Origin of the sequence: Erysipelothrix amsterdamensis, assembly GCF_940143175.1 — a bacterium.
In the GTDB taxonomy this organism is placed as follows: domain Bacteria; phylum Bacillota_I; class Bacilli_A; order Erysipelotrichales; family Erysipelotrichaceae; genus Erysipelothrix; species Erysipelothrix amsterdamensis.
Genome location: NZ_OW659496.1, coordinates 1,623,088 through 1,637,068 on the forward strand (window position 1 = coordinate 1,623,088; position 13,981 = coordinate 1,637,068).

Annotated in this window: 10 protein-coding genes; 3 read left to right on the forward strand and 7 right to left on the reverse strand. The window is 35.9% G+C overall.

Annotated features, from left to right (window positions below; all coding sequences use genetic code 11):
• Positions 1-51 precede the first annotated feature (51 nt).
• The 3 genes from NMG63_RS07755 to NMG63_RS07765 are packed head-to-tail and all read left to right on the forward strand — an operon-like array spanning position 52 to position 2,816.
• Positions 52-729, forward strand: coding sequence for a response regulator transcription factor (locus NMG63_RS07755; RefSeq protein WP_013853324.1), 678 nt, complete (start codon positions 52-54; stop codon positions 727-729).
• Positions 719-2,107, forward strand: a complete 1,389-nt coding sequence (locus NMG63_RS07760) for a sensor histidine kinase (RefSeq protein WP_254006889.1) — start codon at positions 719-721, stop codon at positions 2,105-2,107. Before NMG63_RS07755 ends, NMG63_RS07760 begins: the two co-directional genes overlap by 11 nt.
• On the forward strand, positions 2,091-2,816 hold the full coding sequence (locus tag NMG63_RS07765) for a hypothetical protein (RefSeq protein ID WP_254007563.1): 726 nt from the start codon (positions 2,091-2,093) through the stop codon (positions 2,814-2,816). The genes NMG63_RS07760 and NMG63_RS07765 overlap by 17 nt, the downstream gene beginning before the upstream one ends.
• A gap of 14 nt (positions 2,817-2,830) precedes the next feature.
• Here NMG63_RS07765 and NMG63_RS07770 read toward each other — a convergent pair whose 3' ends face one another.
• From NMG63_RS07770 to NMG63_RS07800, 7 genes are all read right to left on the reverse strand, one after another.
• Positions 2,831-4,390: a DUF4240 domain-containing protein gene (locus tag NMG63_RS07770; RefSeq protein ID WP_254006891.1), complete on the reverse strand. Its 1,560-nt coding sequence runs from the start codon at positions 4,388-4,390 to the stop codon at positions 2,831-2,833.
• Between the two features lie 132 nt (positions 4,391-4,522).
• Entirely contained in the window at positions 4,523-5,377 is an 855-nt protein-coding gene (locus NMG63_RS07775; RefSeq protein WP_238000433.1) for an alpha/beta hydrolase, read from the reverse strand.
• A gap of 81 nt (positions 5,378-5,458) precedes the next feature.
• Positions 5,459-6,289 (reverse strand): tRNA 2-thiocytidine biosynthesis TtcA family protein, encoded by an 831-nt coding sequence (locus tag NMG63_RS07780; protein ID WP_238000434.1) that lies wholly within the window; start codon positions 6,287-6,289, stop codon positions 5,459-5,461.
• Between the two features lie 89 nt (positions 6,290-6,378).
• Positions 6,379-7,317, reverse strand: coding sequence for an IS30-like element ISErh4 family transposase (locus tag NMG63_RS07785; RefSeq protein ID WP_254006521.1), 939 nt, complete (start codon positions 7,315-7,317; stop codon positions 6,379-6,381).
• A gap of 111 nt (positions 7,318-7,428) precedes the next feature.
• Positions 7,429-8,472, reverse strand: coding sequence for a dual-specificity RNA methyltransferase RlmN (rlmN, locus tag NMG63_RS07790; protein ID WP_003774668.1), 1,044 nt, complete (start codon positions 8,470-8,472; stop codon positions 7,429-7,431).
• Positions 8,473-8,626: 154 nt separating this feature from the next.
• Positions 8,627-12,865: a SpaA isopeptide-forming pilin-related protein gene (locus NMG63_RS07795; RefSeq protein WP_254006892.1), complete on the reverse strand. Its 4,239-nt coding sequence runs from the start codon at positions 12,863-12,865 to the stop codon at positions 8,627-8,629.
• Positions 12,866-12,984: 119 nt separating this feature from the next.
• Positions 12,985-13,977 (reverse strand): 2-hydroxyacid dehydrogenase, encoded by a 993-nt coding sequence (locus NMG63_RS07800; protein ID WP_123171057.1) that lies wholly within the window; start codon positions 13,975-13,977, stop codon positions 12,985-12,987.
• Positions 13,978-13,981 lie beyond the last annotated feature (4 nt).

Genomic DNA, 13,981 nt, shown 5'->3' on the forward strand with positions numbered 1-13,981 from the left:
CTTGTGTAGAAAATAAAGATAAAATATGAGTAATTTAAAAGAGGTAAATTTATGAAAAAAATATTATTTGTTGAAGATGATGTTGAATATTCTGATTTTCTAAAAGAAAAGCTTGAGAAAGTTCCTTATGATGTGGATTGTGTCTACAGTGGAATTGATGCAATGGAAAGTTTAGCTTTAAATCATTATGATTTATTACTAACTGACCTTGAATTAGATGTGATTAATGGTTTACGTCTTGTTGAGGCATCACGAAAAATGTCGCCAGGTACACGTTCAATTATTTTAACTGGAAAACCAAGCAACAGTACCGAACTCGAATCACTCAGACTTCATACAGATTTATATATTGAAAAATCAAAAAGCTTAAAGGTAATTCTTCAGTATATTGCGAATATTTTAGATCGTGAAGAAGTCCCTATCACACACATCAAGTTTTTAGCATCAAGCATTGAAAATATCATGATGGATTTGCGTCTTAGAAGTGTCTACAAAGACAATGTAGAACATCATTTAACCCCTACTGAATTCGGTCTTCTTGAATACTTTTTAAGTCATAAGTCTGAATTAATCACGCGCGAAGATTTACTTAGAGCTGTATGGGCTGAGGAGCCTACTCCTGAAAACATTCGTAAGGTTGATGTACATTTGAAGAACTTGCGAACCAAAATGAATATTTTTTCAATTGTCACAGTCCGAGGATGTGGCTATAAGTGGAATGAAGCATAGTAAAAGTAGCTTTCTTTTCGGAATCGCGCTCTCTGTAGGCTATGTCGTTATAATAGCCTATTATGTTATAAATCTCAGCAACCTCCCTGCTCAATACCGGCTAGAGGAGTCTAAAGCTGTCGAAAAAATTGAAGCTGAAGTCAGCAAATCTGTTGATGATTATGCATTAACGAAAGAGAATCAATTTGGGACTCTTGCAGCACGGTATCCTCTTGATCTTCTTGTAATTGAGAATCAGAAAACCATCTATCAATCTTCAATAGCACTTGATGATAGAAATTTCTTCGACATTGTTTCTTCAAAAGCAGTATTATACGAAGCGAAAGGCAACTTGAATTCTCACGAAGATGATTATCAATTTTTTATACGTTTGTATAATTTCCCTGACGATATATATTTAATGCCTTTTCTAGCAAAACAAATAATTATTCTAAGCTTCTCGTTCATCATAATTACATTAGCATTTTTCTTTATTATGAATTCGCTTATACAACCATTAAAGAAAGCAAAAGTATCGCTAGAACATCTTCAAAATTACGAATTTGATCAAATCAAAGCCAGTGATGATGTGATCAATCAACGTCTTTCTAATGTCTCATCTCAAATTGATAATGCAATGATACAAGCATCACACCGTTATACTGACTTTGAAAAAGATTTAGAAATTAGTCGTCAACGTTTAAACAACGCTTTAGTTGTTTCACGTTCTTTCGTTCACGATTTAAAAACACCGGTGCACCAACAGTTGATGATTAATGAACTGGTAATTGATAACACTAATCCGTCAGATACTCCATCATCTGTTGCGTCTATGAACATAAAACATAGCACCAAACTCATGGAACGCATTAATGAAATTCTAAAAGTATTAAACCAAGATAATCTAACACTGGAAAAAAATATTTCAAATTTTGATTTAATCGCATTAACTTATACAACCTTACGTTCTTTCGGACAAAGTTTTTCAAAGAAAGCTTTAATGATTGACATTGATGGGCCCGAATCATTAAATATTGAATCCAATAAAGTTATTTTACAATTGTTGATTCATAATTTAATGTCGAATATCGGACATTACGCACTCCCTGAATCAACCGTTTTCATTTCTATTCGCGAACTTTCTAACTCTGTCGAAATGATTTATGAAAATGAAAGCAGTCTTAAGAATCTCGATCGCATGAAAAAATCCGAATTTCTATTTAACGTTCTAAATGAAGATAAAGAGCATCAACACAGTAGTGGAAATGGTCTCTTCCTAATTAAAGATCTCGCAAATTTAGCTCATGGATCATACAACCTCAAAACTAATAATAAGAATGTATTTATTACAATTACACTTCCAAAAGAACGTGGAGAAGATGATGAAGAAACTCACTAGGTTATTTACTATAATATTTTTATTCGAAATTATTTTAGTACCTGTTTATTCATTCGAAGATGAAAAGATTTACGATTCAGTTGAACATATTACCGAAGCTGGTCGATATCGTATTCGTATCTATTATATCGATGATGACGGGCTCGAACAATATGATATTATTACTCTAACAATAACTGAAGACGATTCAAAAAACACACCCAATCCAATCATAAAGTCTGTGTCAGAACCACAAACCGAAAATAAAAAACTTACCGATAGTACTGAGGTTATTGTTGCTTCTAACATAGAAATTACAATAGGAACCTTTAGTCGCCTAACAGATCAACGGTTAATCGACCTCGCGCACGTAAGAGCTTGGATTCAGGAAACCGGCGAAACAATTCCAATTACTGAAGTATTAAGAAAAGAAAGCGCGGATGGGATAACGGTCACTTTCAAGACGAGCAATCAGACTATGATTCAGATTAAAGTGTTTGAGGTCCCCGCAAAAAATGTAACATGGAATTCTATAAATCGTGATGCATCAGACGCTAGTCAAGTTGGGACATTTGAAACGATAAATCCAAGATCAATCACGATTACTGTAATGGTTTTGTTATTAATTCCGCTACTTGTTATTATAGTAATATATCTCTATATTCAAAGACAGTTTAAGAAAGTTGATGAACTTTTATACCATGCATCAAAAAAAGATCGGGACTCTTAGGTTCTGATCTTTTTTTAATACAACAAATGATTTATCTTTATTAATTTTTGATAGGAATCCGTACTTATCCAATCTAAATGATTCTTATCAAAAGCATAAATAACCCCTTTTTCTAAACTATATAATTTTTTCGTAGACCGATCAATGATTACAAGCTTCTGTCCACTTTCAACACGCATCCATCCAACCAACATACGCTCATTATAGACAAGTGGGATGACATCATCAAATTCGAGGGGACACATTTTATGACTTTCAAAATCGAAGCAATTCAACCAGACGTGAAGTCCTTCTCTCAAACCAAAAATGCCTTCTTTTCCATGGATAGAAACTTCATTGTAAAATATGTTTGAATTGTGGGTAATAATTTGCTCGCGCTCGATTGAAAATTCATAGATACCACGAACAAAGTGAACTTTGTCCGAAGCATTTATTTTTCCGAATATAAATGTATCCTCATACCGAGTCAACATCCCTGCATTTAAAATCATTTTAAATGTTGTGTGTGTTAACGTACTGTATCGATAAATATCATATGACTTTGGATCATTGGTTTTAGCAGAAAAATATAAATCTTTTTCAATCAAAATTGCCTTATTCAGTAATGTCATTGGCTCACTTAACTGTGGTTTTACCCGATTAATCGTATTGGCATTTATATTGTAAATCAAATACATATCTTCACAGCTTTGATTCTCATAGCCATGATCAACAAAAAAAACAAGAAACTCTTGGTTGCGGTCGACGTAAGTGACTTTTGTAATACATGTCGATTTATAAATATCATTTTTTTTCTTGGTATCGATATTAAAACGAACGATTCTACTTGTATGGGTAAATGGATTAACTGCACAGTAAAACAAGTGGTGCGCTTGAATCGTCAAAAGTTCCACAATTTCATGGAGCGATTCTTGGATATCAAAATATTCAGTACATACATTCCTAGCTATCTCAGTAAACTTTGATGCTTCCTTACTATTTTTATATTCTGCAAATAAATTACTATTAACACCCCATTTTTTAAGTAACTTCTCTACATCTTCCGAGGATAAATTTTTCATACCATAAAGTTCCACCGCAGCATTCATACGTGGAAGGACATTTGAAATATCCAGTAACGCATGTTCTGTGTTTTTGTAGTTTCCCCATTTTAGATTACGATAATAGTTTGGTGTCTCAACCCTTATGTCACCATATCCTTTTTCACCCACAACATCAATTAACTGTGGGAATTGTGCATTTTTATATGGAATATATGTTACCACATCTCCCAACATATCTGGATTATCTAAGGCAGTACAATAAGCACCGTAGCCTTGACTTAAAACCCATAAGTTAAAGTTTCGAACGGTATCATACTCAATTGAGTCATTCACGACTTGACAGAGCATGATGGGCCAAACACTCTCATTTAAGGCTTCGAGATACCCATAAAAATATAAGTTAAAATTTTCTAAATCTTGGGGAGCCATGTTTTTAATATTTTTTTGGAAAAGGAAATAAAACAACGCATCATCATTCTGACTTTGATTTCGAATGGATGCAATAATTGCCCAAAAATTATTATGATTCATAAACGTCTCCTATTTTCACGACTTCATCACGATTAATATATAAGATATTAAATCATTGGAATGAAGAATGTTATATAAGTTATAGGTAATGTAATCAAAATGGTACTATTACAAAAAAATAGTCTTGAGAGACTATTTTAGAGAGGTTGTGCGATTGTTAAGCCAATCAATCGTATCTTGAATGACTTCCATCCCATTTGGCTCATCATATAGGACATGCCGCATGCCGGGATAGATTTTTAAAGTTTTATCCTTTGATTGAATTAATTCATAAAAAGACTCCGAAACATCTTTAGGAACGGTTGGATCTTCTTCTCCTTGCGCAATAAAGGTTGGATAGCGATAAAATTCACGTCGACTCATTAGATCTTCAGCCCCATCAATAAATACTGATCGTGCAAAACGAACGGTAAAGTACGATAAACGCATCGGATTTTTGCTGGTATACATATAATCTTTTTCCAGCGTTTCTTTTTTGATTGGATTATTAATTTCCAACGAGTCCTCCGTGAATTTCACAAGCATATCATCAGCTAATTTACTTGCCAGTTTGATTCCCAGTCGATTGGGACCTCGAACACCACTGACATAACCGACCGCAGGCCCAAGGAATACCTGTCCACTTAAGCTGTTTGGGTACTCAATACCATAGAGCGCTGAAACAAGACCACCCATACTAAATCCCAGGGTAAATAAAGGGATATGAATGTTTTCACGAGTTGCCATACGAACCATAGTGTGTAGGTCCGTAATATAGGTCTTATACGTGTCAATATCACCTTTTTCTGAAATGGTCTTGCCGTGACCACGCATATCGTAACGGTATACAGAGTAGTTGTTTTTATTCAGTTCACGTGCATATACATCATAGTCGCCCGAATGATTGGTGAATCCATGACACATGAGCACTACACCACGGGGATTTGGTACGATATCTTTAATATAAAAAAGAGAATCTGTATTGCTTACTTTTAAATAATCATACATGGTTTATCACTCACTTTCTTGATGTTCCTATCATATCACGAAATAAATGATTCGACTTCTATCTCACGGACCTTTCAATTTTTACTGTATATTTGGTTCATTGAAATCATCTAAAAAATGATGTTGGGTTTCATCATCAAAATAAGAAATGACTTTATTAAGGTTCACGTTCTCAGTACTCCTGAAAATATTCGATTCAATAAATGGGTTAATGGCTTTGTATGTTTGGATAAACTGTTTTATTTCTTTACGTTTACTTTCTGTTTCATGATGCAGTTTTTCATCGCGTTCGGTGAAACGACACGCACATTGCAAGAATTCAAGACCCGTACAGTTGACCCACTTGATAATTGACGACTCACGAACTAAATACAAGGGACGAATAAGTTCGATATCTGGATGGCTTGTGGATTTAAGACGTGGCATCATGGTCCCAAATTGGCCCCCATAAAACAGATTCATGACAGTCGTTTCAATAACATCATCATAATGATGTCCCAAAGCAATTTTATTACAACCTAATTGTTCTGCAAATTGGTACAAGTGACCCCTACGCATTCGAGCACACAAATAACACGGACTCTTTTCTATGTGATCTACATAGTCAAATATTTTCGCATCAAACATCTCAATATCGAGTTCCAGTTCATGTGCATTTTGGTAGATGCGTTGACGATTAACTTCATTATATCCAGGATCCATAACAATGTATTTAACGGTAAAAGGAACCTCTGAATGTTGGACAAGAATTTTGAAACACAGTGCCATGAGCATACTGTCTTTGCCACCTGATATGCAAACTCCTATGCAATCATTGGCTTGAATCAGTTGATAATGTGTAATACCTTTCATAAATTTTGACCAAATATCTTTACGGTAGGTCTTGAGTATTATATTTTGATGTGTTGCCATAAGTAACTCCTTATTTTTGTATCAAAATTCTAACATAATCGTACTCAAAGAACCAAATAAAAACCGAGTTTTTTAACTCGGTTCTTTTATCAAATCTCAACCGCACCACTTTTACTTTTATTAAAGTCTATCTCATAGGCCGTTTTGAAGTCAAATATTTTTCGCGGCATTGAGTTAATTTTGAAGCAAATATCATCAAGATATTGTTGCGCTATATCATACATTGATTTTCCTTTTGGTATAAACCTTCTAACGATTGCATTCGCTCGTTCATTGGTTCCACGTTGAAAAGAACAGTATGGATCACACTTATATAGTTTCACACCCAACCGCTTGGCTGTAATTCCTAGTGTTTTAAATTCAAGTCCGTTATCTACTGTTATTGATTTGGTTGTTATATTATTCTCTTCAATAAATTTTCGAATTAAGTTTGATGTGTAATAGTCATATCGATATTCTGCTTTAATAAGCCAGGTCATTCTTGAGCAGCGGTCTACAATGGATATAATTGCTGCAGATTCATGTTTCTTACCGATTATAGAGTCGATTTCGAGATGACCAATCTCGTTACGTTCCTCAATGTATTTAGGTCTAAGGCTAATTGGAAGCACCGTTTTCTCTTCCAAGTTCCATCTTAAATGATTCATCATTCCACTAATTCTTTTTTTGCGTTTTCGACGTTTATAGCACATTCTATTTGGTTTTATATCAAGTTTACCTTGGTTAATCCAGTTATAGACTTGCTGCGATGTAACACACGGTTTATATGGATGATATCGTTTATAGTTACTCAAACATACTTCTACCGAATGAACTTTAGGATCATAGTGAGAATGCAGATATTCGATTAAGTGGGAATATTTGTCTCGGATATCAATCGTTCGTTTCTTATAGACATTATTTTTATATCTAGAAATCGTAGAATGAGATATATTGAGTTTACGTGCTGCCTTGCGCATAGAATAGCCGATGCTTAATAGAATATCAATTTGGTCTTTCATTTTTTTATCTAATTGTTTATACTTCATATGGGAGCTCCTTTTAGTCGGGTGGGCTCCTTTTATTATACAAAAACAACCGCACCTTGGGTGGTGCGGTTGAGATTTGAATTTAGGAAACCGAGTTTTTTAACTCGGTTTTTATTGTTTACGTTGTTTTTCCACATTCGCCCGTAATTGTCCACATGCTGCATCAATTTCGCTTCCTTTTTCACGACGAATGGTACATTGAATTCCATTACGTTTTAAGTAATCATAAAACTTAGCCGCTTGTTCCGGTTTTGTTTGACGGAACGGATTTTCATCGACTTCATTATAAGGAATAAGATTTACATAGGCATTCATTCCACGAATAAGGGCTACTAATTCTTTTGCTTGAGCGATTTGGTCGTTAACGTTATCAATTAGAATATATTCAAACGTCAATCGACGGTTGCTTTTTGATTGATAGTATTTCAAGGCATCAAAGAGTTTTTCAAGATTGAACATTTTATTCACCGGCATGATTTCTGAACGGAGCGTATCATTTGGTGCATGGAGTGAAATCGCAAGATTCACTTGGGTTTGTTCATCTGCAAATTTTTTAATCACCGGCGCAACGCCTGATGTTGAAATTGTAATATGGCGCGCACCAATTCCTAACCCATGGTCATGATTCACAATACGTATAAAACGCATGATGTTATCATAATTATCAAATGGTTCACCAATTCCCATCACAACAATATGGCTTACCCGTTTATCTTGTTCATCCAAATGACGTTGCACAAACATAATCTGATTAACTACTTCAGCAGATGTAAGATTACGTTTTTTCTTCAAAAGTCCTGAAGCACAGAATTTACACCCCATCGCACATCCAACTTGAGATGTAACACATACACTGTATCCGTAATCATGCTTCATCATGACTGTTTCAATGAGTGCGCCATCACTACACTCTAATAAGAATTTTGTCGTTTCATCGGAAGCTACTTGTTTCATAACAACTTTAAGCGTATCCAATTCAAAGTCTTGTTTTAATTTTTCACGTAAAGAGATGCTTAAATCACTCATATCATCAAACGAGGTAACTCGTTTTTGATAGAGCCATTGGAAGAGTTGTTTTGCACGAAAACGCTTCTCACCATAAGATTCAAATAAATCTCCCATTTCATTTAGATCGTATCCATATATGGATTTCATATTTATCACCGTATCAAGTCTAGCATGATTAAACACTTTGTCATAGTTCCATCTTGCATAATTAGTGCTTTTTTTCTCAAAAAAGATGGATTCACCCTAAAGTAAATCCATCTTGTGATAATTGTTAAGGTTCTTCTCAAAATCACAAGTGAAATTATTTAAAATTTCGCTTCTTTTTTTGTTTCCGATTGATCCACAACAACAAGCCGCCCACGATACTTGGAACAATACCATAGTGCCAAATTCCTTTTGGTGTGATACCGGCAGCAGGAAGTTTTTCACTTGGTACCGATATCTCCGGTTTTTGCGGTTTGTGAGGTGTTTGAGGAACCTCTGAGGTTGCTTTTGTGTTTAAGACATCCATACTCATCGAACGTGTTAATGTTACCTCCACAGGGTCTGTTAAGCGCTGATACCCTTGTGGTGCTTCTAATTCTTCTAACCAGTAGGTGTCTTGTACTAATTTTTTAAATTGAATGAAACCGGATGCATCACTAACCCAAGTTGCGACATCTTTGGACCATGAGCCATCCTGTTGATAATACTCTTTTTGTCCCGATTGGATACGATAGAGTCCAAACTCAGCACCAACAAGTGTTTTATGTGTCTGTGCATCCCGTTTCACTAAAAGTAAATCATAACGTTGTGTAGGATCTGTTTGTTTGACATTTTTTAATACAAATGATGTCGATCCGGGTGTTATGTCAGTTTTAACCGTAATAGCTACAGGTTTTTCTAGTAATTCGTAACCTTGTGGTGCTTTGAGTTCTTCAAGTTCATACAGGCCCGCTTCAAGTTGATTAAACTGTGCAAATCCATCAGCATCCGTTTCTAAAACAGTCGCTTCTGAAGAATCTTTTCGCCATGTAATAAACCCATAATCATCTTCATGATAATAACGTTTGACCCCATACACTATACGGCTTAAACGTAGACCAGCACCTTGAAGCATTTTTGTGTCATCGGTTGCATCAACTTTGTATATGTTAAGCTCATGGTATGGAGTTCCCGGTGTAACTGGGTCTGTTTCTTTTTGATTTAGAACTTGTTTGGAGATTACTGAATCGTCCGTATCCGTTATCGTTATTATTTCCTTATAGGTCGTCAATTCATAACCCAAGGGTGCTTGAACTTCTTCAAGAGTATATGTACCTGTTTCAAGTTTATCAAAATATAGATGTCCGTAACGATCACTTCGATGGCGAACCTCTGATGCTTCCCATGATGTGACACCATTTTCTGAGTTATAATACTCCTTTTGTCCACCTCGTTCTCGATACAGCACGAATTCTGCGTCACGTAAAGTGACTCGAGGATTATCAGCATCGAGCTTTGTTATTTCTAAGCGGTGTACTCGTGGCAATTTAATATTTTTAAAATGTAATGGAGTCGCAGTCGCTTTTGTCACTTGAATGGATATCGGTTGTTTTTTAACTTGATACCCTTGAGGTGCTTCAATTTCCTGAATAAAGTAATTTCCCAATGGGACATCTTTAAACGTTACCATTCCCGATGATGTGGACACCACAACATCTGCTTGATTGCGGTCTTCAGTCCAGGTACCATCACCACGATAATAGGTTCTCGTTCCATTAATCATATTATACATAAGAAATGATGCACCGGATAACGGCTGATCGTTTTCATCAACTTTTATAAAACTATAATCACGTGATGTGTGAATTTTCGTATTCGTGACGGTTTTACGTACAACAAGAGGTACAGTTGCTAGCTGTTCATCAAAATCAACTTTTGTAATATCCACCGTCGCATTCCCCTCATAACCGTCCGGTGCTTTTACTTCTTGAACTTGATAATCTTGGTTTGGTTCAACTCCAATAAAAACAGCCTTACCCTTCTCGTTTGTTTCCACAATTGCATCAGCTGGAGGCGTTGTACTTTTTACCCATTTTACAGCCTGGTTCGAAATCGTGTAGTAGTAGGTATCGCCGTGTTCATCGTTTTTTGTTAGAACAAACTGTGCGCTTTGGAGTTTAATTAAAGGATTTGATGCATCAACTTTTTCAATTGCGATTATACCATAAATAGTACGTACGTTTTTATAGTTTTCAAATTGGTATTCAACCGGTGTCACCGCAGCATTTTCGACATGGATGATGCGAGGTTGGGTATCCACCACGTAACCTTTAGATGTCTCTACCTCAAGCAAAACATAATCCCCCTTCGGTAATTCTTTAAAAAGAATATCTCCAGTTAACCCGTCCGTTTCAATTACCGCCTTGGGATCCGTTCCAACAGTCCATACAACGTTCTGATCTTTCACAGCATAATATCGACCTGTTTGCATGTTATATAGCTTAAAGCGAGCCCAAAGTGGTGCTATGAACGGTGTGATGCTGCCATCATCTTCAACCCCTACTTTGGAAAGATGTAACTGATTGTCTGCATCCATTTGTTGATTAAGAATTGTTTCCATATGAGGGTTATCCTGCTCACTCAAAGTAATCTCACGGATTGTAGAGTTCAACACATGACCCTCTGGTGCGATAATTTCTTGAAGGTAATACGTTCCAACTTCTAAATTTAAGTCAGTATTAAATCGACCTTGTTCCGTAAAAAGCACATTCTTTTCATCAGCTTCTTGTGTCCACACAGTCTCAGACGATGATGAACTTGTGCTGTAGTAAAAACGATGATTCTTATCTATTTTGAAAAGTAAGAAACCTGCATGATTCAATAAATCCCCCTGTTGATTGTGTTTATTGATGTTGAAAAGGACTTTTGGCTTGGGTGTCTTCTTATTATAAACGTGAGTTTCAATAACTCGACCTGAAGATTGTGTAATGGTCACTGGCACTCCCTTACGTTGAATGCCCTTATGATCAGGGGCAGCAATCACTTCTTCATCGATAAAGCCTAGGTCATAACCCGTGGGAGCTTCCATTTCAATCACATAGTAAGGACGCGGGCTCGGAATTAATCTGGGAAAGGCAACCAACCCATCCGTTCCTGTTTCTAGCACTGCCGCATCTTCTACATCTTCAACCCAATCAACAACGTTGTTGCGAATACGATAATACTTGAGCTTGTTACCGAAAACCATCCCTAAAGTTATCCTAGAACCAGCCAAAACATGGTTTGGATCATCTTGATCAACTTTTTGAATTTGAATGGTGTGTAGATTGTCTGTTTGTGGTGGAATCATGGTGGATAACCACGTATTGGGAATAAAAACATGAGTGTTATTACCACGTTGGTGGTAATCAACAGCAAAGATTTGACCATAAACATTCGCACCACTTAATACAACACTTGCCTTCGGTGCAAAGATTGTTCCGAATACATCGTCATAGGAAATGATGTTATTTTCTTTGCTAATTTCATCGCTGTCTAAGCGCAAGCTTCCATCATCGTCGAGACCATTATGCATTACCGTAATTCCCTGTGGTGCAACGAAATTACCATTTTGATTTTTATCATTATAAAAATCTGTAATTTGGGTCGCCTCGGGCATATAATTAATAATTTTTGCGGCGTGTTCAGCAATCTCCGAACTCCCACTTGGAAGGGTATGTTCCGCCCCACCTTTATTTGACATAAAATTACTGTGATGGATTACCTTTTTCGCATATTCCGGTTTCCCTTGAACCATACGGTACGATGTAATAATCACCTGTTCGATATTTTTATTATTAATTACGGATTCATAATCAAAGCCTAAATCAGAAATTAAAACCTCACCCTTCTCATTGGGTTCAATATTAACGACCAGAATTTTAGCGTTTTTTTGTGAAGGTTGAATATCATACTTAACTTGCTTACCATTGACCCACTTTCCACCCAGCGTTTTCCCATTTGATTGACCCAATGATTCCACCAACGGTTTCATCGTATCAGAGGTAAGTTTAACTTGCTTATCAAAGCCTAAAAACAATTCCGTTGTTCGAGATGTCGGCAAATATGATTTTTGCTCTTCACCTAAACTTGGTGTACCATCGACATTTTTAAAAACTTGATCAGGCCATGTGAAATCATCCGTAACTAATTTCGAGTTAATCAGTTTCCCGGAAATATTCGTTTTTTGAATTTGGGGCTGTACGTGTTCATTTAGATTTCGTACCCGACCGCCAATAAGTAATGCGAGTGGTTTCGCATTTTCAACCAAAGAAAGTGATGCTTCGGCACCATAAGTAAAAGACATCAAATTAGTCGGTAAACTCGAATCACGACGAACCGCAACAGGTCCCGTTACAAATGATTGTCGCGCTGAATGATACCCCGACAAAACAATACTGTAATCAAAAGCATCTTTCATCTCATTATATTCTGCTTCTGTAGTTTCTGGCGGATTGTCTGCATAAACGGGAGCTATGAATCCCGATGATATAAATACTAAAAACGCCATTAATGCTACGCTTAAATTTTTCCCCATAAAATCCTCCAATATTTAAGAACATGGTATCACGATACCTTGAACTTTAAATGATAATTGCATTTAATCGTTATCGTTAGTGGATAAAAAAAAACCGTCTTGCGACGGTTTTAGTAAATTTAAGCTAATTGATTCTTTGATTCACCTTTGTCGATAAACTCTTGAAGGTTTTCATATGAGTATTCGACCATATTACTTACAGCTTCATCAGTATATGAACCAACATGTGGGGTTACAAGAACGCGTGGATAAAGATTATTCAAACGTGTTTGTAGTTCATCAAACGCTTCTCCTGATAAATCCTTATTAAAGTATTTTGTTTCATTTGCAAGAACATCTGCCGCGAAACCCTGGATTTTTCCAGATTCAACAGCATCAAGAATATCATTAATGTTTTGAAGTTCTCCACGTGAAGTATTCACAACAATAACGCCATCTTTCATTTGAGCAATTTTCTCTGCATTCAAGAATTCATCATTTGACCCCTTGAAGTAAGGCATATGCATCGAGATGATGTCTGACTCTTTTAAAAGTGTTTCAAGATCTACTTGAGTACATGTATCTCCAAGATAGTCTTTTTCAACAACATCATAACCAATAACATTGGCACCAACACCTTTGAAGATTGTAGCTGCGGTAAATCCGATTTTACCTAAACCAATAATCCCAACTGTTGATTTACGAATTTCTTTACTAAACATAAAGTCATCAATTTTGAAGTTTCCTTTATGTGTATTGTTTGCAGTGTATTGAGTATGACGTGCAAGTGTTAATGAAAGTGTTAATGCTAATTCAGCAATTGCATTAGGCGAGTAGAATGGTACATAAGCAACTTTTAAACCAAATTCTTTAGCAGCTTCTAAATCGATATGGTTATATCCTACAGTACGTGTTAAGACATACTTAACGCCATAATTTTTGTAAATCTCTAAATTTTGGCGATTTCCTGGGCAATTCCCGCGAAGCATTACTGCCTCACAACCTTCTGCCATATGAACTGTTTCGTCATTTAGCATTTTTTCTGTTAAGACTAAGTCAAAATTAAATTTTTCATTTAACTCTACAAAGAATTGTTTTTCTACTGGTCGAACACCGTAGCATAATAGTTTCATTTTA